Origin of the sequence: Flavobacterium cellulosilyticum (genome assembly GCF_004349355.1) — a bacterium.
Classification (GTDB): domain Bacteria; phylum Bacteroidota; class Bacteroidia; order Flavobacteriales; family Flavobacteriaceae; genus Flavobacterium; species Flavobacterium cellulosilyticum.
The window spans coordinates 820,936-844,483 of sequence record NZ_SMFK01000001.1 but is presented as its reverse complement, the minus strand read 5'-3'; the positions used below and the strand labels follow the sequence as shown (position 1 = coordinate 844,483).

Below are 23,548 nucleotides of genomic sequence, written 5' to 3'. Positions count from 1 at the left end.
AATCCGACCACTTTACTTAAATGCGCTGTTGTGGTCTTATGTTACCCGAAAGTTTTAAAAGAAAAAAAATAAAATATGTTTGTGTTGAAAAGTGGTTACACCCCTTACACCCCTTTTTCAGGAGGCAGATTTCAGGTGTCAGATCGCAGAAAAAAAGTGGAAACTTTTGATTTCCACTTTGGTTAAAATTTACTTTTCTGTTTCGGATTTTTTATTGGCTTCGTCCACTTCTTCATAGGAAAACTCCCTTAGAGCATATACCGGACTTCCTTTCCGCATTAGTTTTACGAAATTGTGTTTTTTGAGTGCTTTCCCAATTTTGTTTATTGTTCCATCATTCAAGTTAATTTTTGCCTTCTCCGCTAATTTGGCACCGATTTGTGAAGCATTTAAAAACAATGTGGCAATTTCTCTTTCGCAGGGTTCAAACCAAGTTAATAGCAATTCTTCCTCTGGGCTGTGTAATTGGTATTGTTCGTTATTTTCGGTTATTGATTTGATTTCTTCCTGGTCAAACCAATGTCTAAAACCACTTTTGAAAAGAAACAAGGCTTGTGAAAAAGCTAAATTAATATCCACCTTGTGTTGGTATTGGATGCCTTCCAATTCAAAACAAAGAAACCTTCTGCTTCCCGTTGTGTCGTTTAGGAACTGGGCGGTGTTGACACTACCTGCAAATGATGCCCGGCGGGGCATTGTTTCGTTGTTGTGGCCGTAGGCTTTTCGCATTCTTATTTGAGTTTTTGTGATGATTTCTTTTAGGGATCCTATCTCGGAACGGTTTAGGTTTTCGAGCTCGTCCAGATTGATCAACATACATTCTGAAAGCTGCACCAAAGTATCTTTGTTGTTGGGGTTTATGGTTCCGGAAAATAAATATTCTTTTAATGGCCTTGGAACTAGTTTTTCTACCCAGGTTGTTTTGCCTAATCCTTGTTTGCCACTAAAGACAATTACGGTGTGATTTATGACTTTTTCATCGAGAACACAACCCACCATTGCGACCAACCATTTTTTGAAACATTGTCGCCAAAGGTCTTGTTTTGTAGTGGTTATGGTGTCAGCTAATTGGGTGATGTAGTCTTCTTTTTCGTCATAAGATGGTAAATTGAAAAAGTAATCTTCAAAGGGATTGAATAGCGGGCAAAAGTCGGAGTTGAGCAAGTTCCTTAATGAAGAAAGGTTTGTTCTAATTCTACCTTTTAAACATTCCCTAAGCATTGAATTTTCAATAAAATCGTTCATTACATTCCACTTCTTTTTACCGAAATACTGGAACTCTAATTTGCCAGAGACTATGTTGTGTCGAAATACATATTTGTTGGATAAAAAGAGCTCCAAGCGATCAATCTGGGTAGGTTTTGGTTTGTCTTCGTCGTCTTCATCTGTATCGGAGGTTTTGGGTTTAGTTCCCTCGACTGCGTTCGGGCTGACAGATTTTGACTTTTCATTTTTGCCAAACTCCTGGATGTTTCCATAGGCGCTGTTGACTGCCTGCAGGACTTCTTTATCATCGTAATTGAAATCACAAAGAATGTACCCTAATGCCACTGAAAGTGGCATTGCTTTGCGATTTAGGTTACACGCTAGTTGGTGTACGAATACATTTCGGCTACCTTCCCCAAATTGCACTTTTTTTTCAGTGAATTTTATGCAGTGGTTGTAGATGGTATCAAAATCCTCGGTTATCGGTTTTCCGGTATCCGTTTTTGGCTGCTTATCAGAAAGATTAGTTTTTGCTTCTGGCATTGCGGTTGGTGGAAAAATCTCTTCCATTGCGTTCAGAGTGACAAAGGTTTGTGCTTCGGGATTTAGGTATAGATTTTCGTCCCAGGAATAAAAACATAATCGGGTTATGTCCTTGCCGGATTTGTCAATTTCCAGTTCTAGGAGTTTTTCATAATGTGCCTGGACCAGGAGAAAGGTTTCTTTGTGTTCTGCTTTTGAAGAGGCAATTTTTACCAATATTTTTAAACCATTTCCCGAGGGACTGATGAAGCTGGCATAGGTAAACTCGGATTGATTGGCTAAATGACTGGCTTTTGTTAGCTCTTCTTTGCTTAATTTATCAATGTCCAAAATGATGGTATTGGAATATTCCGTTAAGAATTCCATTTTTCTACCTCCAACAAACTTGCCGGAAGGAGTAAAAGCCGGAAGGGCTTTTTTGGCTTTGCTGTAGGCTTCTTCTTTTTTTTCGGCTAATGATTTACGCAAGTAAACAATGGCGTGTTTGTATTTTCCGGTGTGTATTTCCTCCAGAATTGCCGGGAGCGATTTGTGTTCAACGACTTCGTTGAAGTTTTTGAAGATGGTTACCATAGCTTAAAGTTGATAGTTGATGATTTGCGGCTGTTGGTTCTCGTTTGTACGAGACTTGCAATCGCAAGTCTCGCAGGTTCCGTTGCAGCTGTTCATCCTATTTACTTTTGAAAGCTTTGTTGTAATTCTCTTGCATCAACTTTTCCACATCTGTTAATTTGTAGTAGATTTTGTTCCCTACTTGGCTGAAGGAAATTTTGCCTTCGTCTCTCCAGGTTTGAGCTGTCCGTTTGCAGACTTTTAAAAGGGTCATAAACTCGTTGTTGTCCAGGAAGATTTCCTTCCTTGGGTCGGCCTTGAAACGGAGTTGGGATTGAATAGTGTCTAATTTGGTCATTAGATCATTGAACTGGTCTTTTGTTAAGATAATTGCTTCCATTTTTAAATGTTTTAAATTGTTATGGTGCAAATGGAAGAAAATAAAAAAAGTCCAAAAGTCCTGAAAAGGTCTTTCAGGACTATTTTGTTTTAGAGCATTTTGTCGATGTCTATTCTTTTGTGGGGTTTCGGACGTTTTTCTGTTCGAGAAGGAGTAAGAATTGTTTTGACTGTTTCAGGACTTATATCTTTTCCTTCTTTGTCAAGGAAAGAATTTACAACAATTGCCACCAAATCATTCACCGAACCATCAAGGATTGGTTTTCCATCCACGAATAATTCTCTGGTGAACTGGAAATGAATATCTATGAACTGGTTTAAATTGCAATTGATTTGCATTTTTTTGAATGGCATTTGATTACTTGTTTTGTGAATTTGAGCTTTTTCAATTGCCGATTGTATTTTCTGTAAAGCATAAATATTCTCTATTTCTTTTGTACACTGAGCGTCATAAAAAGGTGTCTTTTGATTGATAAACTCAATATTTGCTTGTTGGTATGCAAACATTTCTTTGGTCAACAATAATATTTTTTGATTGTCGTCAGTGATTTTTTCAAGCTGCTTTTTTATCTCATAAAATGAAAAATATCGATCTTCACTTTCAGCATTTATAAACTTTTTTGGAGTTTTGCTTACAGGATCTTTCAAGCTTGAAGATTGCATTTCTGTTCGTTTTTTTTCGATTAAAGTATAGAGTTTATTGTAACGACACAAAGCTTTTCTTAAAATGAAAACTTCTTCATTGTTGGCCAATAGCTTTTCCAGTTTGTTTAACCAAATGATAGTGTTTTTAACCTGATCGGATTGATAGTTGATAAAAGCCGGGAAGTCGGATTGTCGGAGCGTGAAGATTTTTTCAACTAGAGCGTTGCAATAATTCTGAAGTGTTACTTTTTCATCAATAATAATATCATATACAGGATTTTTGGACAGAGCTGAAGGCGCTGCCAATAATTCTACAAACGGGGCTGTTTGCATATTTTGATCCTTTGAATTCAATTGATGATATTTGATTTAGATGTTTCATTCTGGTTTTAACGGCAACTAATGGTAAACTTTTATTTTCACTTCGGGACGAATGCCAGTGCTTTCAACTATAGCTCGTTACTCCCTCGTTTAGAATGCATTAGAAATTACTAATTTTCTTCTACGTAAATGTAGATATAAAAAGAAATTCCTACGAAATGATTATGACCTAAGTTATTAACAATTTATTAAGTCGTTTATTACAAGATAGTTACGAAAAATATAGCTCTAATTTAGTAGATAAAACTGTCAACCGCTTTGTCCAGTTCCTCACTGATGATTTTGGCGTAAATCTGCGTGGTTCCAATGTCGCGGTGATCCATTAACTTTGAAACGTGTTCAATTCTCATTCCGTTATTTAAAGCATTGGTGGCGAAGCTGTGTCTGGATAAATGAAAAGTGAGGTCGAAAGGGAGTTTTATTTTTTCTCCTAATTTTTTGAGGTGCCAATTTGCTAATTTATTAAATTTTGCACTTTGGAAATAACGTTTGCCTTCGTTTTTTTCATAGCCTTCTTTATCTACAATAATTGGAAAGATGTACTCATCGTGTTCCGCATTTTCCTTTTTGTATTTTTCCAGAATATCTATTGCCACTTGACCTATTTTGAACTGGTGTACTCTTCCAGTTTTGCGAATGAGTTTGTTGATTTTATGTTCTGCCTCATTGTAATTGGCATATTTCATTTCGATAACATCACTAAAACGCAATCCTCCGGCATATATGGAGAAAAGGAATAAATCCCTCCACATCATAGCTTTTCTGCCCTCTACAAGCTTTTCTGTGGTAAGATTCTCAATCTGTGCTTTGTTAAGAAATAATCGTTTAGAAGTGCTTATTTTGAGTGTTATTTTACTGAATGGAAACATATTTTCGGGAATAACTTCCTCCTTTATGGCATCCCTGAATATTGTCCCGAGTACAATTATGGCAAGGCGCTGGGTTGTATCACCGTTTTTTAATTTGTCAGCTAAATAAAATTTATAGTCGTTTAACAAGGCAACCGTAATTTCATCAAAATATACATCCTTTGTTCCCATAAAGGTTGCAAACTTGTCTACCTGATTTGTGTAAGCTTTAAAGGTTGAATAGGAGAGTGTGCTTTTGATTTTTTCTAATTTCTTCTTGGCATATTCAAAAAAGTTAGGCACTTCTTTGCCCTTAATGGCTTCTTTGAGTTTCTTTACGGATACTGTTTTTACTTTGCGTTCCATATCGGCAACTTGGCCTTCAGCATCGGCAATCTTTTGAGACAAGGCAGCATTCATTCTGGCACTGTTGGAATGGTTCTTTTTTACTTTCTGCTTTACTTCATCCCATTCGCTCTCTTTGAGTTTTACTCCAGCAGTGATAAATTTCGTTTTTCTGTCTTTTATAACGCGGATGTACAAAGGACTATGACCAGTTTGATCAACCTGATGTGTTCTAAGGATTAATTTAATTGAAGCCATAATATAGAGGATTTAGAAATGTTATACTATATTTGCAAAGAGGTGCAATTGAGTGAAGGTATTGAAAAACAAGGGTTTTCAATCGGGTGCATCGTGCTACGAAGGTACAACAATAGGTACAACAAAACAAGTATTTCTATGCTTTTTTATGCCTTATTCTGCTTTGTTCAAAAATATAAAGTCAATGAATACCGCACTTTAAGTGCAAATGGGAGGGTGGGATGAAAAATGGTAGATAACTTGTATATAGGCGCAACAAACCTTCATATATACACCCCTATTTGGGTAGATTGGCGAAGGTTTGTTTCGCTTTTAATGTTTATCAAATATATTGATTTTTGCTTACAAAGTATCAAATAGCGTTCAACTATTTCATGTAAAAACACCAATCCTTTTTACTGTTATTAACTCTACTTCATCTCCTTTATCAAATAAACATATACCGGAAAGTGATCGCTAAATCCTATTTCACTTTCGGTATGGCGTAAGGGATAGCCGGCATAACGACCGTATTTTGTAATCATAAAGGGTTTGTTGTAAATTCCGGATTTCCAGTATTCGAAAGTGGAAAAATCATTTTTGATAAGTGTTTCTGAAACCATAATTTGATCGAAAATATCTCCTGCATCTCTATAAAATAAGGTGGAATTGCCGTCTTTGGCCATTTGTTCAAAAGGATTGAAAATACCAAATTGTCTGACTTCCGATTTTTTTAATTTGGCACCAAGGCCTTCTTTTACACTTTTATTATAGGTACCATCATTCAAATCACCCATTAAAATTATTTTTGAATTTGGATTTACTTTATAAATAGAATCCATGATTTTTCGGGCTAGTTTGCCTGCCGCTTCCCGAAAAGGACTGCTTTTTTTCTCACCTCCAGAACGGGATGGCCAGTGATTTACTAAAATATTTATTTCTTCCCCATCCAGAAAACCCGTTACTAACAGAATATCTCTTGTATACACACGATTGTTTTTAGCAAATACCGTGACATCATTATCCGCTTTATCTTCTATAGTTTCATTGTCGGTGTTTTCTATAGCAACAGCATTTCCTTTATAAATAATCAGGGGGATATTGATGGAACTTGTTGGTCTGAATTGTTTCTTTTTATACAAAAAACCAACATCGATTCCTCTTTTGTCAGGAGAATCATAATGAACAATTCCGTAATCTTCATTAATTAGATTGGGTTGTTTTATTAAATCTTCGAGTACGCCACGGTTTTCAATTTCAGAACAACCAATGATTGTTGGTGCTTCTTTTTGTTGGTCATTCGTACCGATTTGTTTTAAAACTCTTGAAAGGTTTTCTAGTTTTTGATTGTATTTTTTAGAAGTCCATCGCTGCAATCCTTTTGGTGTCCACTCTTCATCAAAATTAGGATTGTTAATGGTGTCAAATAAATTTTCGAAGTTGTAGAAAGCGACAGTATGTACGATGTATTTCTTGGTTTGTGCCGTAACACCAAGCATAGAAAACAACACAAACCATACTACAATTGCATTTTTCATTTTAACAGTCGTGATTTTTTATAATATAAAGGACTTCAAATAATTAAGTCCGAAAAATAACAATAAAAATAACACTATTTTTTTTATCATGTTAAGAAATGTTTTACTTTTAATACGTATTTTACTTAATTTTTTATATATGAAAAAAAGTATACTCAGCCTCCTATTTTCCCTGTATTTCGCATTTGCTTTCTCACAATCAAACACAGGATTAAAAGGCAAAATTGTGGATTCGGAATCACAAATCCCACTTCAAAGTGTCATAATCACGATTCAAAATACCAATTTAATGCAACTTTCAGACTCAGACGGAAAATTCTCTTTTGAGAATGTCGCCATTGGAAATTATGTATTAAGCATTAGAACCAATGGCTACAAAGAGCAATTGTTTAAAGTAGCAATTACGGAGGATAAAATAATTGATATCGGAATCTTGGCATTAGAATTAGACATAACTGCTGAACAACAAACCGTATTAGTTGCCATTACGGACAATGATTTAAGTGATGATAACAGCGGTTCAGAAAGTACCGCTAGTTTACTACAGTCCACTAAGGACGCTTTTTTACAAGCTGCAGCCTATAATTTTGGTGCAGCCAGATTTAGCGTTAGAGGCATAGACAATAAATATGCTAATGTTATGATTAATGGCATCTCTATGAATCGTGTAGCTGATGGAAGACCTCAATACAGCAACTGGGGCGGATTGAATGACGCTACCCGAAACCAAGAATACACCAATGGATCTGCACCATCTGATTATGCTTTTGGCGGAATTGCAGGAACTCAAGAAATAAACACAAGAGCCTCTATTTACAGACCTGGAACTCGGATTTCATTTTTATCGACCAATACCAATTATAGTTTTAGAACAATGGCAACTCATGCTTCTGGAATGAGCCGCAGCGGTTGGGCTTATGTGCTTTCGGCAGGTCGTCGTTGGGCTCAAAACGGCTATTTTGAAGGCACTAATTATGATGCCAATTCTGCCTTTGTAAGCATCGAGAAAAAAATAGATGACAAACACAGTATGAATTTAACTGCCGTTTATGCAGAAAACAATAGAGGTAAAAATTCACCGAATACTGCCGAACAAACGGAATTAGCGGGACAAAAATACAATTCGTATTGGGGTTATCAAGAAGGTGAAATAAGAAATTCAAGAATCAAAAAAACCGAAGAACCCATTTTTATGTTAACTCACTTTTGGAAAATAAACCCCAAAACAAATTTGAATACCACAGCATCGTATCAAACAGGGCAAATAGGAAATAGTCGTATTGATTATACGAAAGTGGACAATCCTGATCCGACTTATTATAGAAAACTACCCAGTTTTTGGGCGAATTCCTTTTTAAAGACAAATTATGTTGGAAACACTCCTGAATATATCGCCAAAGCAGAAGATCAAAAAGCATTTTTCTTGTCCAATAAACAATTAAATTGGAAAGACATTTATAGAATAAATCAAGAAAATAGTGCCAATGGCAGCCGAATGGTTTTATACGAAGATCGAAGTGATGAGACTATTGCCAATTTGAATTCACTATTGACATCCCAACTTTCTGATGATATCATACTCACTGCCGGTGTAAACTATTTGGATTCAAAAACAAGGTATTTCAAAAACATGTTGGATCTTTTGGGAGGAACTTATTTTACAGACATCAGCACTTTTGGCAGAGGGGTCCAACAACAATCTGATTTGAATAACATTGACAGAACTTTGGGAGTTGGAGAACATTATGGCTACAACTACACGGTTGATGTAACGCGATTGGATGCTTTTACCCAATTTAAATTTGTATATAAAAAGGTCGATTTCTACTTGGCTCAATCTTTTTCCCGTTCTGGTTTTCAAAGAGAGGGCTTGTATAAAAATGGGTATTATCCAAATAATTCTTTCGGAAAAAGCGAAAAAATAAATTTTGATAATTTTGGCTTTAAAGGCGGAATGACCTATAAAATAACGGGGAGAAATTTTATTGACCTCAACGGAATTTATATGACTAAAGCGCCAAATTCTACCACTGTTTTTCCAAATTCTCGTCTAAACAATACTATTACACCAAATAGTGATACTGAGAATATCAAGGCAGTAGATGTTAGTTATATTGTTAAGTCGCCGAAGTTTAAAGCTCGTTTTACAGGCTATTTTTCTGAAACTTCAAACACTACGGATATCAACTACTATTATGCAGATGCGGTGGGTGGTGAAGGCGCTTTTGTATCTGAATTGGTCACTGGAATTAACAAAAAAAACAGAGGTCTTGAAGCGGGACTTGAGTACCAACTAACGTCCACTTTCAAAGTTACTGGTGTTGCTGCTTATGGAGAATATACATTTACAAATAATGCAAATGTATCCGTGACTGATGACGCTTCAGCTACAACAACTAATTTAGGCAAAGCTAATTTCACTGGAGTAAGACAAGCAGGAATGCCGCAACAAGCGTACTCTTTTGGAATAGAATACAGGGATCCAAAATTCTGGTGGATTGGTGCCAATGCTAATTATTTAGCAGATAATTATATTGATATTTCTGCTATTCGAAGAACTTCTAACTACTACGATTATGATGCAACTACTAATTACAGAACCATAAATCAATCCTTGGCCGATAGTTATTTGAAACAAGAAAAATTCGCCCCTTTTTTCCTTTTTAATATAGTAGGTGGAAAATCTTGGAGAATTAAAGGAAATAAATCCATAGGACTTTTTGCAATCCTAAATAATGTATTAGACATTACTTATAAAACTGGGGGTTTCGAACAATCTAGAGATTCCAATTACACTGCAGATTATGAAGATCATCAAAGTGGAAGTAATAGCAAATTTGCCCCAAAATATTTCTATGGTTACGGAAGAACATTTATGGCAAATCTTTATTTCACCCTTTAAAAACAAGTGTTATGAAAAACAAAGTAAAAAATATATTTAGCCTTATTACCCTAGCCAGTTTGATGTCAGGTTGCATCAACGATTCCTTTGAAACTCCAGTACAAGATACTTGCGTAAGTCCTAGTGTGACAAAAACGAAAAAAGTGGCCGATTTATATACCAGTTCGCCCAAAAATGGAACAACCATCATTTATCATCATTATATAGATCCTACTGACCCAACAAAAGGAGAAGTGGATGACTATATTGAAGCCTACATCATTTCAAGTGATGAAGGGGGTAATTTCTATAAAAGTATGTATTTCCAACCTCTAGATGGTTCAAAAGGATTTAATTTATCAATAGATGAAGGAAATGTGTACACAAAAAACTTTCAAGTAGGTAAAAAAGTATTCTTAAAACTAAACGGACTCGCTTATGCCAATCCATTAACTTATGGTAGGGGGTTACTATTTGGAGCTACTCCTACAGATGTTTATGCTGTTGATAGACTAGCTTCTTCAGTATACAAAAATTATTTAATCCCTTCCTGTGACATCATTAGCGAGGATGCCATAGTTAAAAAAATCACATTGGCACAAGCTTCAAGCGACACCTACTTGAATACTTTAGTAGAAATTGATGATGTGCAATTTAAAACAGATTGTACCACTTATAGTAATGCCGATTTTGATACTAGTTTAAAAATCACAGACGGAACGAAGACCCTTGACCTAAGAACCAGTAGGTATGCCAATTTTGCCGGTTACCAAGTTCCATTGGGAAGCGGAACAATTAGAGGTATTTTAACCAAATACAATAGTCTGTACCAAATCATAATTAGAACCCAAAGAGATGTTAAACTCACCAATCCAAGAGTTCAAACTGTTTCTTTGCCTAAAGTTGGTACAAACCTTCAATATTTAGGTTCTTTTTCAGAAAATTTTGAAAGCTATGCTGCAACAACTTCTGGTGCAAACTTTCCAAAATACATTAATGATGCTGCCATTGGTTCAAAATATTGGGATGTGGTCCTATTTAGTAAAAATAAGTATATTAAGGCATCTGCTTTTAACAATGGATGTACGAAATCTTATTTCATAGTACCTGTTGATTTTACTGTTGCAAATGGATTTTCATTTAAAACAGAAGATGGCTATAATGACGGAGATCCATTAACAGTATATTACTCCACAGACTATATTCCTGGCAACAATGTTAGTCAAGCGACTCTAGTAAATATTACCCATAAATTTAAAATTTCCACAGGAAACACTTCGAGTTATGCTCCTGCTTTCATTAGCAGTGGAACGTATCTAATTCCAACTTCTTTAACTGGAAATGGTTATTTTATTTTTGAATATGATGGTACTACCGGAATAACTACAACAATGCAAATTGATGATATTGTTATTAATTAATGGTTTAAAAATCCGAAAAGCTATCTGTGACGATAGCCTTTTGGATCTATTTTATATCAAATTACTTCTAAATTAGAACCCTAAAGTAGTTTTATCTGTAGTGTATAATTCAGATTTGGTAAAAGCCGTAGTTTCACAAGAAAGAAATAGTTTTTTCCCATCGGCAGAGCCAAAAGTGATTCCTTCGGTTTGCCAATCATTGGTCGAATTTCCAATTATTTTTTCAACCACTTTCCCTGAAAAAAAGGAATCCGCAGTAAAATTAGACAATAAGTAAATAAATGAATTTTTATGTCCCGAGGCCGAATAACCTATTAATACCACTTCGTTTGTTTGAGCATTGTAATCGCCTCCTGTTACCAATCCTTTTACATTATAACCCCCAATTGCAGTTAAAGCATATTCCCCAGGTGTTTTGGATAATTTGTAAACTCGAGTGGCATTATCGCCTCGGTCTTTTGTAAAAATGTAAAGAGAATCTCCTTTAGAAATTACAGTCTCACAATCAAAATTATGTGTGCTTGTTGTTATAAAACTAGTTTGCTCGGTATACGAAAACTGAATCGCTTCGGCAGTTACGTAGACTACAGCATCTGTTGCGTTTTTAAATTGCGATTTACTGATTTTTAATACTTTTAAGTCTTTACGAATGCCATCATTGTTCCCAAAATCACCGATGTAAATAAAATCATCATCAGCTGTAATATCTTCCCAATCTACGTTCGAAAAATTAGTGACTTTTATAGTTTGAATTAGAGTTCCATCGGTAGGGTTTACTTTGAAAAAAACACTTGAGTTTCCTGAATCGTTATGGGTATAAATGAATCCATCCGACAAAACAACTCCCGAAGACTCTGTTGCGAATGTCCACATAAAACCAACTTCTGTAACTAAATTTGACTTAACAACTGCAGGAACAGGCTCTGGAATTACAACTTCTGGCACACTTTCATCAGTAACTGAATTGCTCGTACAACTAACTGATAATAGACTTAAACAAGCAAGGATAAAACTAAAAGTACGTTTCATTTTCTATTAAATTGTATTTACTGGTTTTCTTCAATTAGAAATTGATTGATTTCGAAAAGTGTTGGATTTTTTGGGTTGACTGTCACTTTTACGGCATGCATATCGGCTTCGCCAAAAACCTGTAATCGGGTAAAATTGAGAACCGCTTTTTTCAATTCCTCATTTTCATATAACGGTTTATCCACTTTATATTCATGAGAATCTCCGTTGATTAATAAAACCGGTTTTTTATAGGCTTCGACAAGTTTTTGAAGTTCTTTTAGAAAAGTAACAAAGCCTTCTTTTCCTTTATCGGGTGTTATCATATCGGCATGTTCAAAAATGACAATCCCTAAACTATTGTTTGCTTTTGCTTTTTCGAAAACTTCGTTCAACCAAAAAACATCAGCTTTAGAACGTTCAAAAAACTCCTCATTTGATTTTGATGGGTCGGTATCGAAATTATTATTGGAACCTACAAGATGAATTGTTGCAAACGAAATTTTATTATAATCCCACATTTTATTTTCGACAAATTTGGCATAGTCTTTATTGGAAGATTCTGAAATCAATTCCATTTTCGATTTTCCCAAACTATGCAAAGTATCCTTAAAAAACTGTGTTCTAATTGCAGACAAACGCTCATTTGTATCGAATGATCCTGCTTGTGGTTTTCCACAATCGGTCCATTCGTTGTCGCCAGGAGTATAAATCAACGGTTTTCTGAAGCTGTTGAAATAGCCCAGTATTTTATTAAAAGCAACATCAGAACAAGGCGTTTTACTCGATTTGAAATCACCCACAAAAACATTAAAAACCTGTTCTTGTTTGTTGAGTTCTTTAATAACATTTTCAAACTTGGCATTGTCCTCTGGCAAATGGTAAGGCATATCTCCAAGTACAAAAAAAGTAAAAGGTTTTTCTTTGTTTTGAGAAAAACAAAAGGCGTTTACTAGCGTAAACACATATAGAAAGCAAATACGTAATTTCATAAGTGTATTGAAAATAAATACAGGCAGAAGGAAATCCCGCTGCCTGTCTTAATTATTTAACTTTCTTAATTATGTTGGTTTCCTGAACCATTTTTAGGAAAAGCTCCTAAGTCAACACTTGGAGGTGAAACAGTGGCTTTTAATTGTAAATTTGTTAAAGAAGCCGTTGCATTTACAGCAGAAAATGCTGTATTTCCTTTTCCTATTGCAGGAGAGTCTGACGCTAAATGAAAGTCATAAGTTCCTTGAAAATTGTATAATGTTAATTTAGAAACATCAGCAACTGGCAATGGGAAATTAACAAATTTAGGATTGTTTTTACCTACTAATTGTGGAGCACTGTATACCGCACCATTCACATAACCAGCTGGTAAAAAAGAAGAAGGTAAAGGAATATCTGTAGTTTGAGGAGTCGTTGCATGTGTCGTTGGGTAAAACTCATTTACAATTGCAGCAGTATCTCCGTAGCTTAAATTATTTCCGTAAAAACAATTAGCAAAATCGGCAGCAGGATTTTCTAGAATACGCAATCCTGTTCTACAATTTACAAAAAGGTTGTTGTATACTTTACCTTTAGCACCTTGCTCAATATTTGCATTGGCGCCACGATCTGGATCTACACTTCTAAAACCACCAGAAACATAGGTATTGTTGTACATATTTATTTCAGTTTGCACACTTCCGTAAGTCCCTTTGTTAGATGCTTTTGTACCTCCTTTGGCAGTTCCTATGATTAAGTTATAAGCCATATCACCTACAGTTGAATTTTTTACATTGAAACAATCTCCATCATTATAGGCTACTTTTTCGACAGTATTTCTCATGATATGTACTTTACCACCATTGGCACGTACAGCATCTGTAGTTGATCCATAAATCCAAGAATCTTCTAAGATCAAAATTCCATCAGGGTTATTGAATTTAATATTGAATAAATCATCGCCTGATTTGTATCCTTGATCCACATTTAAATCATCAGCTGTTCCTCCTGCAAAATCCAAATGCGTCCATTTAATGTCTAATAATTTACAAGTGGCCTCACATTGAATTCCTCCCCACATTTTACCATCTGGTTTCAAAGCTGGGTCCGTGTTAGGATCTTGAAGTGTTGTTAATTTGAAAGTGTTTGGGTTTAAATCGGCTGCTTTACCTGTAATCCAGTTTGGTTTTTCTTTAGTTCCTAATGATATAAAAACTCCTTTAACAATTAGTTCCGCTGCAGGATTTGTTGCTAACAATTTAACCCCACTTTGCATAACCAAGGTATCATTGGCATTAATGGTAACTTTTGAAGCAAAATAGTATGTTTTGCCTGATTCCATCGTTCCTTTTACACTTCCTGTAAGTGTTTCGCCTGTAATAGTTGTCCCAGCTTTAAATTGCGGCACCGAAACTACAGATGTGTCATTATTACTACAAGAGGATAAAGCTATTACTGCTATAGCCAGTATTCCAAGATTTAATTTATTTTTCATTTTTTAATTTATTTAAAGTTTAGTTGTTTATTATTAAAATTTATAGCGCATTCCAAAAGTGAAATTTTGTCCATACAAATCTTTTTGCACGGTAACTCTGTTAGGATCTGTTTGATTGGGTAGTGCAAAATTTCCTGTGGTATAAATGTTCGGTTGCAAGATTTGAACAATTACTGGAGTGTTTAAAAGATTAGTAATTTTACTATAGAAAGTAAAATATTTAAATGCCTTTTTTTCAATAGAAAAATCAAGTTGTGATATCCCTTTTTGCCAATAATCTAAATCTTTGTAGGGGGAAACCAAGGTGATTTTTTTACCCGTGTAGACATAGGCCAATTGTACATCTAAACCTGATTTTTGATTTTTGTATAATAATGACACATTGGCTATGTGAGGTGATTGCCCTTGCAATGGTCTTGTTTGAGTTGTTTCTTCACTCACGTACGAACTATTATAAAACAATTTTGAAGTCGTTATTTTTGAATAGGTGTAGGTATAATTAGCACTCACCCCAAATTTTCCAAAATACTTCGCCATATTTACCTCAACTCCATAGTTTGTGGCAGTACCGAAATTTATTGGTTTTAAAGTGGCGCTAGAAGTTCCAGAAAATAAAATAGCAGATTCTATTGGGTTTTGAATGTTTTTATAAAAACCTCCAATCAAGAACTGATCTAATCCTTTTGGGAATAATTCATATCTAAAATCAAAGTTAGAGGCGACTGCATGTTTTAGATTTGGATTACCACTCAAATTAAAATCCTCTCCATCTATTTTAAAAGGAATATATTCGTAGAAACCAGGTCTATTTATGGCACTAAAATAGGAAAATCGAAGATTTTCTTTTTCACTTAATTTGTATTTAAAATGAATGCTTGGTAGATAATCGGTATAGGTAATTGATCCAATTGCTCCTGCAATTATTGTTGCATCCTGCGCTGTTTTCCAGGTTTGGGCTGTGTTTTCTATTCGTAACCCACCAAGAATCGAAAATTTATCATTAATTTGAATATCATCCTGAAAATAATAGGCCGCTATTTTCTCAGTAGCATCATAATTCAATGCATTATTAGGGCTTCCTTGTGCCGCAGAATCACCATTAAAATGAAATTTATCTGGAGATAAAACACCATCATAAGGAATGGCTTCACCTGAACTGGAGCTATTTGGAATTAAATTATATTCATCGTAATTGTTATTTCTTGATTTGCTTCTATAAAGTCCCCCAACGGATATAACCATTGGTTTGTTAAATAACTCTCTTTTGTATTTTAAATTTAAATAGCCTGCATAATCTCTATCAGAGTTATCCATCCAAATCCTTTTAAATGGTATATTTAAAACCACTGGTGTTACGGTTTGATTGTGATCGATATCGTATCCAACACGTTCTACAGTTTGGTATTCAGACCAATCCGGTGTGGCACTTTTCGCCAAAGAATAAACTGCTGACCAATCCGTACTCAGATGATTATTTAATTGATGTTCCCCTTGCAAAGTGCTATTATAAATACTTTGTTTGATATATCTTGAACGGTATAATTTATAAGTATTTCCTGTTCCTACTCCCGATCTACCTATCGATAAACTGGTGTCAATTGATTTACGATTCTGAGTTTCCTCAGATTTTAAATATACATTATAAAGACTAATTTTATTTTTAGCATTTAGAATATAATCCAATTTGGTGTGGACTCCAAAACGGGTTTGGTTGGTGTTATACCTTCTAGAATACAGATCGGTAAATGCTGGAACATTGCCTGGTGCTGGTTGATTTTCAGGTTTAAACCAAGTACTATTAGTCCCTTTAAGTTCATTTTGATAACTTGTTGCCACGACAACACCCAGTTTTTTATCTTTCAAAAAACGATTCCCTATAGAAAATCCTAAGTTGGTATTTAAGGGTAAACTTTTTTTGTTGTAATCAAAATTTTTGTAAGTAAAATCGTTGGGAGTAGCAATATAACTAGGCCCATTAATAGCTGCTGGAGATTTGCTGTTTATCACATTTTTATCGAAATTTTCATAGCCGTTATCGCTAATAAATTGACTAAAACCTGTTGCAAGATTAGCAGTTATTGTCAATTTGTTTGGAGCATTTTTCATTATTAAATCCATCGCTCCACCTATTGCATCTCCTTCCATTGCTGGTGTTAATGCTTTGATGACTTCTAAACGTTCTAATAAATCAGCCGGGAACATATCCATTGGCACATATCGAAATTTATCATCAGGACTAGGAATTTTGATTCCGTTAACCAGTGTGTAATTGTACCGTTTGTCCATCCCTCTAATAATGGCAAATCGCGCTTCTCCATTACTGGTGCGCTCTAGCGAAACACCCGACATACGCTGTAAAACAGCTGCGGTAGTTATATCTGGAAGTAGTTGGATTGTTTTAGCGCTTATCGCATTTAAAATATTTTGAGAGTTTTTCTCTCTGTTTAGAGCATATTTTTCTCCTTCTTTATTTTGTTTGGCAGCAATCACAACTTCTTTAAGTGATGTTTGCTTTTCCTTTAAAATAAAGTTCAATGCTACAATTGAAGTAGGTACAAAAATAGTTTTCTCTTGATCAGCAAATCCCATATTGCTACATACCACTTTATAAGTTCCCTCAGGCACATTCTTTATAGAATAACTTCCATCAAAACCAGAATAGCCAAATGCCTTATTTGTCAGAAAAATAGTTGCCCCAATTATAGGTTCATTCGTAGTACTATCAATTATTTTACCTTTAATTTCGCCTCCATAAATTACATTAAAAAAAGAAACAATAAAAAGGACTAGAGTAAGTAGAAAAATGTTTTTATTATGCACAACTTAAATTTTTTACAAACCTAAATATTTCGCTTTTTTAAAAACCATGCATTTCAGTAGCTTAACCTTTTTATAATTTAAACCCATTCAATATGCCGCTATTTTAGTCGTATGTGTTTGAATATAAGCTAATTGTTTAATTTTAACAATTTAATTCATTGTTAATTTATAACTGTACTTTTCTTCATTTAAAATAAAATTAACTTTTTGATAACAAACAAAGACAGTAATAAAATGACTGGATAAGTTTAAAAATGTGTTTTTTAACTGCTTTTAATAAAGTGAATCATTATTGCCCGATAAAATTAATTCTTTTTAAAAAAACAGTCCCTAAGGTACAAAGCACATATTACAACTGTTTTACTACCAATATTTAACCTCTACGAGATAAGCTCCTTTAGGAGCAAAATATTGGTAGAAATAAATCAAGTCAATCTAATCCTAATGTCCTGTAGGGACTGTAACTATTCCGTTTTATCTATTGTGAAAAGATTTTACCTGTCAACATGAAAGTGAATTTAAAATCTAACTTTAAGTTGTAAATAAAAGAAAGATTATAGGTGACCATAAAGTCTATTCAATTACAAAATTAGCAGAGCAAAGAATACTATATTTAAGGTAAATATGAGACTTTGTTAACTAATATTAAAAGTTTTATTTATGTGAAATTGAAATTATTTATAGCGTCTAATTATAGATCCATCAACTATGCAAAAGAATAATATAGTTAAAAATAAATTCAACTAAAAAACAGATAATACTTATTTTTTATTAAAAAATAGAACATCATTAGTTGTAACCCCGTCGGGAATCGAACCCGAATCAAAAGTTTAGGAAACTCCCATTCTATCCGTTGAACTACGGGGCTCCATATTAATTTTACTTAACATTTTAATCTTACTTGAGCGAATGAAAAAATCAAAGCGATAATCAAAGCGATTAATTTATTTCCTTTTATTGCGTAGCGTCTTTAAATAGATAAGAGTTTGTTGACATCAGTTTGATACCGCAACAACTTTCTGGGGTATATAAAGATGTGAAAATTAAAGATTTTGTAGTTGGAGATGTCAATTATTCAGGAAGCCAACTTACGAATGTACCTCTTGTATTTTATAACTAAACTACTTATAGTCTTGAAGTCCATAAGTAGTTTGATGAATAAATCCTTAGATGTTTTGCTTTTTTAATTTGTGGTAATAACTTATTGCTTAATAGCCTCCACTTGTTTGAGACTAATCATTTTTTGTTGTTTGTTGCTCCAAGAGTTCCTAATATAATTCATTACATCAGCAACTTCCTGATTTGACAATCCCATGGAAGGCATAGTATTGTTGAATTTTTTACCATTAACTAGTATTTCACCCGTTTGCCCAAATTTCACCGCATGAATACTTTGATTTATATTTTTAATTAGCCAATTAGAGCCATCTAAAGGAGGGAAATTCTTCAAATCTCCTTTCCCATTTGCCATGTGGCATTGGATACAAAAATCAGCATACACTTCTTTTCCTTTTTCGATACTTTTTTGTAAGTCCGTTTTTTTCTGAATTACTTTTTCAATAGTCAGATATTCCTTTTCAGTACTAAAACCACGAGTTGACTTAGAGTTTGAAAAATAAAAAGCATACAATAGCAAAAGGGGTAACCCCAAAATATATTTAAATGTTGTCATACTAATTTGGTATAATTTTAAGAATTCCTTTCCCTTCTACCCCAATATAAATATAGCCGTCGGGGCCTTGTGCTACATTTCTTACACGTCCAATATCAGTGCCAATTTTTTGTCTTCCAATGATTGTATTGTTTTTTAATTTTACCAATTCCAAGTATTGAAATTTTAAAGAACCTACCAACAAATGTCCTTTCCATTCTGGATAAAGATTGCTAGTTACAAACACCATTCCGCTGGGTGCAATTGAAGGAACCCAATAATAAATAGGATTTTCGATACCTGGTTTTTCAGTTTGAGTACTTATAGTTGTTCCATCATAATCAATCCCATAAGTAACAACTGGCCAGCCATAATTCGCTCCTTTTTTTATTATATTAATTTCATCTCCACCCTGAGGCCCATGTTCGTGTTCCCAAATTTCTCCTGAAACCGGATTTATTGCCATGCCTTGTGGATTCCTATGTCCATAGGAATAAATGGCTTCTTTTGCTCCTTTTTGCCCTACAAAAGGATTGGTTGCTGGAATACTCCCGTCATCATTCAATCGGTATATTTTTCCGTTATCACGGGTGATGTCTTGTGGATTCACAAAATGATTTCCTCTTTCTCCAGCCGAGAAATATAGAAAACCGTCTTTATCAAAGACGATTCGTGAACCAAAATGCTGTCCTTTAGTAGTATTTGGACCTGCTTTGTACAATGATTCAATTTGTGTCAAACTTTCGTTTTCTAATTTGGCACGAATGAGTTTGGTATTGCCTCCTTCGCCTTCGCCTTCAGTTGAAGCATAAGTGATATAAATCCAACCATTTTTAGCATAATTGGGATGCAAGACAATATCAAGTAAACCCCCTTGACCGCGGTTATATACTTTTGGCACATTTTTAATTTCGGTTTTTACACCATTTACAATATGATAAATTATACCACTTTTTTCTGTAACTAGCATCGTTCCATCAGGTAACCAAGCCATTCCCCAAGGAATAGGAATACCGGAGGCTACAGTTTCAAAAGTGTAGTTTTTTACTTCATCAAGTAATGGAATATCGTTTTGTTTTTGTTGTGCATTACAACTAACAAAAATAGAAAAAAGTAGTATTGATGTGTATTTCGCCATGATTTTGCTTTTTTAGTTCTCGTATTTATGAACCATTAAAATCGAAGATACTAAAATATCATTAATTAATCTACTCTCTTTTAGAAAAACAGACGGAAGTACGTGTGCAATCCATTTTTAATTATTTGATTAACAATTGCTAAACCAATTATTCTACACTACAAAAACCCGATAAATGTCATTACATAAGCTGTGATAAAAATGGATTGCCTTTTTTAAATTAATTATATATGTAATTTCTTTAAAAAACATCAAAAGAAAGGTAGGGTTATTTTATGTCTAAATGTTCTATACATAACGAATGCAATTCAATTAAAAAAAATATGATATAATATTTACCTAACTTTTAATTTTTAACCCAATGAAAAACAATCTAAAATCCCTTTTCGCATTAGCGTTATCATGCGTACTATTTAGCTGTACTAATAACGACCCCGCTTCAACAAGCGCAAACACTACTGCATTAAACTCAAGTTATGAAGTAGTTTCTGCTGCTGCATTGCCAAGTACAATTTCGTCTTATATTGCATCAAAATATGCAGGATCGACGACTACCGAAGTAAATTTAAACTCCGACGGATCTTATGTAACTTATGTTTCACTAGCGCCAGGAACAACATCCAAAACTTCAATTGTAATTATTAAATTGAAATTTACAGCCAAAGGTGCATTAGTGTCTACAAAAACAGACACGACTGTTGCTATTGCTGATTTATTGCCAGCAATTAAAACTTATATCGAAACTAATTATGTAGGAGCTACAACAGTAGCCGCACATTCAGAATCTGATGGTAGTTTTGATGTATTTATTAAGGCAGCTGATGGCAGCAAAATTAAATTGGAATTTACCGCAGATGGTACTTTTGTTTCCGCTCATGTATTTAAATTACATGGAAATCACAATCACAATCATGGAGACCATCAAACACCGGTTGCTATTGCTGATTTAGCTGCAAGTATAACAACCTACATCTCGACCACTTATACTGGAGCTACAATTACATCGGCACATAAAGAGTCTGATGGTAGTTTTGATGTATTAATTACCACTGCTGCTGGCGCCAATTTGAATTTGAATTTTAGTGCTGCAGGTGATTTTGTTTCGGTTAGCTCAAATGGCAATAATCATTCCAATCACGAGACTTCAATTGAAATTACAAGTCTATTGGCTGATATCACTACTTACATTACAACCAATTATGCAGGGGCCACAATTACATCGGCAGAAAAAGATTGGAATGGTGGTTTCGAAGTGCATATTACTACCGCAGCAGGTGTTCGATTGGAATTAAATTTCAGCTCAATTGGTGCATTCGTAGTAGGTTCTGATTCAAATAACAATCATGGTCCTGAAATGATGGCTGTTATAGTAAAAGATTTAATAGCCAATATAAAAACATATATTACTACTAATTATCCGGGCGCTATTATTACAGAAGCTCATTTAGAATCTGACGGAAGTTATGATATCTATATTACTAAGACTTCTGGAACTAAATTAAAATTGAGTTTTACTATTGCTGGTTTATTTGTTAGTGTGAAAAACAGTTAAAAACAAGTACTACTCTTAAGCAATTTGTTTTATTGCTTAAGTAATTATTTTGGGCAGAATTAGAATTTTTTTATCTTTTTAAAAATGATAAATATTCTAATTCTGCCCATTTTTTTTTAAACTATTAAACCAAACTTTAAATAATTAAAACCATTTTTTAACTTCAGCTATAAGGGTAATTATATTTTAATTCGACAACTACTCTATTAAACTAATTTCATACAATAACTTATCAAACTTGTCAAACGACAAAAATTCTTTTTTTATCTAAAACTACTGTAAGTACTGATTTCACAATAGCTATAAAACAAAAAAGACCTTACATTGCTGTAAAGTCTTTTTAAAAAGCTCCCTCTCTTGGGCTCGAACCAAGGACCCTCTGATTAACAGTCAGATGCTCTAACCAACTGAGCTAAGAAGGAAACTGTATATTTATATTCTACTAATGAATGAACGTTTTTTTATGCTTAGTTCAAATATTATTTGTTTGTCTAAGCGGTGGCAAAGATAGTGCTAAATTTGATTTCTGCAAGAAAAAAATAAAAATTTTTTCTTTTTTTCTACTTTCCAATAATTGCCTTGTAGATATCATTTCCATTGGCAAACAACAACAAGGTTATAAGTAGAAAGAAACCAACCATTTGTGCATTTTCTAAGAACTTATCACTCGGTTTTTTACCGCTAATCATTTCGTATAATAAAAATATTACATGACCACCATCAAGTGCTGGAATTGGCAATAAGTTCATGACTCCTAGCATAATTGATAACAAAGCGGTAATGGACCAGAAAACTTCCCAACTCCATGTACTAGGAAAAATGTCAAAAATGGCTTTAAAACCACCCACACCTTTGTAAGCACCTGTGTCTGGATTAAAAATCGCTTTGAGCTGTTTTCCGTATCCTATTAATTGGTTTGCACCTTTTGTAATTCCTACTGGAAAAGCTTCAAAGAAACCATATTCTTGTGTACTGAATTTATAAAGACCTAATTTCTCCAAACTTTTAGATCCTAAAGAGGCGGTCATAATTCCCAATTTACCTTCTTTGTTGATATTAATCTTAACAGGAACGTCTTTTTCATCCCTTAAAACTACCGCATCAACGGTCTGGTTTTTGTTGGTTTCTAAAAAGTCTTTAACTTGATCCGCATATTTTGTAGTGACTCCATTCATAGATTGTATGATGTCTTTTGGCAAAAGTGATTTACTATTTGAAGAGGAGTCTGGAACCGAAGCAACCAAAAAAGGCTCTCTCAACCCAATAAAAGGCCGTTTTTCACCTTTTAAAACTTTATCAATTAAGTCTACTGGGAAATTGATGGTTTGTTCTTGTCCGTTACGCACAATCAAAGCCGATTTTGAAAACAATAGCTTCATAGGAATTTCATCAAAATGAAGTATTTTTTCTCCATCTACAGCAATTATTTTATCTCCTGTTTTAAATCCTAACTCTTTACCTACTTCGCTTGTACTAATTCCGTCTTTTACTTCAGAGTTATTAAGGTACGAATCACCATAGGCATACGCCATTCCAATATAAATAATGAAAGCCAAAATGAAGTTTACGGTAACACCTCCTAACATGATTATTAATCGTTGCCAAGTTGGTTTCGAACGAAATTCCCATGGTTGTGGAGGCAAAGCCATTTGTTCCTTATCCATACTTTCATCTATCATTCCTGATATTTTAACATAACCTCCAAGTGGCAACCAGCCAATACCATATTCGGTTTCGCCAATTTTCTTTTTGAACAATGAATATTTTACGTCAAAGAACAAATAGAATTTTTCTACTCGGGTTTTAAATATTTTTGCAGGGATAAAATGTCCTAATTCGTGAAGTATAATCAGTAATGATAAGCTCAATAAAAATTGAGAAAGCTTGATAACTATTTCCATTTCTTGTTTTTAATT

At 34.1% G+C, this 23,548-nt stretch carries 15 protein-coding genes and 2 tRNA genes; 3 read left to right on the top strand and 14 right to left on the bottom strand.

What is annotated here, in order from left to right:
* Positions 1–189: 189 nt before the first annotated feature.
* From E0F76_RS03275 to E0F76_RS03255, 5 genes are all read right to left on the bottom strand, one after another.
* A complete protein-coding gene (locus E0F76_RS03275) occupies positions 190–2,322 on the bottom strand; it encodes a VapE domain-containing protein (protein WP_132001270.1) in 2,133 nt (710 codons plus the stop codon).
* A gap of 97 nt (positions 2,323–2,419) precedes the next feature.
* Positions 2,420–2,701 carry a helix-turn-helix domain-containing protein gene (locus E0F76_RS03270; RefSeq protein ID WP_132001267.1) on the bottom strand — a complete coding sequence of 94 codons (282 nt, stop codon included), beginning with the start codon at positions 2,699–2,701 and terminating at the stop codon, positions 2,420–2,422.
* 89 nt (positions 2,702–2,790) lie between these two features.
* A complete protein-coding gene (locus tag E0F76_RS19225; RefSeq protein ID WP_165932623.1) occupies positions 2,791–3,678 on the bottom strand; it encodes a hypothetical protein in 888 nt (295 codons plus the stop codon).
* A gap of 281 nt (positions 3,679–3,959) precedes the next feature.
* Positions 3,960–5,177: a site-specific integrase gene (locus E0F76_RS03260; RefSeq protein WP_132001264.1), complete on the bottom strand. Its 1,218-nt coding sequence runs from the start codon at positions 5,175–5,177 to the stop codon at positions 3,960–3,962.
* Positions 5,178–5,587: 410 nt separating this feature from the next.
* Complete coding sequence (locus E0F76_RS03255) at positions 5,588–6,694, bottom strand: endonuclease/exonuclease/phosphatase family protein (RefSeq protein WP_132001261.1); 1,107 nt, start codon at positions 6,692–6,694, stop codon at positions 5,588–5,590.
* Positions 6,695–6,833: 139 nt separating this feature from the next.
* Here E0F76_RS03255 and E0F76_RS03250 point away from each other — a divergent pair, with 139 nt between their 5' ends.
* Both E0F76_RS03250 and E0F76_RS03245 read left to right on the top strand, forming a co-directional pair.
* Positions 6,834–9,596, top strand: a complete 2,763-nt coding sequence (locus E0F76_RS03250) for a carboxypeptidase-like regulatory domain-containing protein (RefSeq protein WP_132001258.1) — start codon at positions 6,834–6,836, stop codon at positions 9,594–9,596.
* Positions 9,597–9,607: 11 nt separating this feature from the next.
* Positions 9,608–10,996, top strand: a complete 1,389-nt coding sequence (locus E0F76_RS03245) for a DUF5689 domain-containing protein (protein WP_132001255.1) — start codon at positions 9,608–9,610, stop codon at positions 10,994–10,996.
* A gap of 72 nt (positions 10,997–11,068) precedes the next feature.
* On the opposite strand, the gene E0F76_RS03240 is transcribed toward E0F76_RS03245, so the two are convergent.
* The 7 genes from E0F76_RS03240 to E0F76_RS03210 form a co-directional block, all read right to left on the bottom strand.
* Entirely contained in the window at positions 11,069–12,025 is a 957-nt protein-coding gene (locus tag E0F76_RS03240; protein WP_132001252.1) for a hypothetical protein, read from the bottom strand.
* Between the two features lie 17 nt (positions 12,026–12,042).
* Positions 12,043–12,996, bottom strand: a complete 954-nt coding sequence (locus tag E0F76_RS03235) for a metallophosphoesterase (RefSeq protein ID WP_132001249.1) — start codon at positions 12,994–12,996, stop codon at positions 12,043–12,045.
* Positions 12,997–13,061: 65 nt separating this feature from the next.
* On the bottom strand, positions 13,062–14,471 hold the full coding sequence (locus E0F76_RS03230; RefSeq protein WP_132001246.1) for a hypothetical protein: 1,410 nt from the start codon (positions 14,469–14,471) through the stop codon (positions 13,062–13,064).
* A gap of 33 nt (positions 14,472–14,504) precedes the next feature.
* Positions 14,505–17,291: a TonB-dependent receptor gene (locus E0F76_RS03225; RefSeq protein WP_132001243.1), complete on the bottom strand. Its 2,787-nt coding sequence runs from the start codon at positions 17,289–17,291 to the stop codon at positions 14,505–14,507.
* Between the two features lie 796 nt (positions 17,292–18,087).
* A tRNA-Arg gene (locus E0F76_RS03220) sits at positions 18,088–18,159 on the bottom strand.
* A gap of 333 nt (positions 18,160–18,492) precedes the next feature.
* Entirely contained in the window at positions 18,493–18,963 is a 471-nt protein-coding gene (locus tag E0F76_RS03215) for a c-type cytochrome (protein ID WP_132001240.1), read from the bottom strand.
* 1 nt (position 18,964) lies between these two features.
* The gene (locus E0F76_RS03210) at positions 18,965–20,080 is read right to left on the bottom strand and encodes a PQQ-dependent sugar dehydrogenase (protein WP_132001237.1); all 1,116 of its coding nucleotides are present in this window, start codon (positions 20,078–20,080) and stop codon (positions 18,965–18,967) included.
* 361 nt (positions 20,081–20,441) lie between these two features.
* Between E0F76_RS03210 and E0F76_RS03205 the strand changes: the two genes are divergently transcribed.
* Complete coding sequence (locus tag E0F76_RS03205; protein ID WP_132001233.1) at positions 20,442–21,632, top strand: PepSY-like domain-containing protein; 1,191 nt, start codon at positions 20,442–20,444, stop codon at positions 21,630–21,632.
* 348 nt (positions 21,633–21,980) lie between these two features.
* Here E0F76_RS03205 and E0F76_RS03200 read toward each other — a convergent pair.
* A tRNA-Asn gene (locus tag E0F76_RS03200) sits at positions 21,981–22,054 on the bottom strand.
* 138 nt (positions 22,055–22,192) lie between these two features.
* Positions 22,193–23,533, bottom strand: coding sequence for an RIP metalloprotease RseP (gene rseP, locus E0F76_RS03195; protein WP_132001230.1), 1,341 nt, complete (start codon positions 23,531–23,533; stop codon positions 22,193–22,195).
* Positions 23,534–23,548 lie beyond the last annotated feature (15 nt).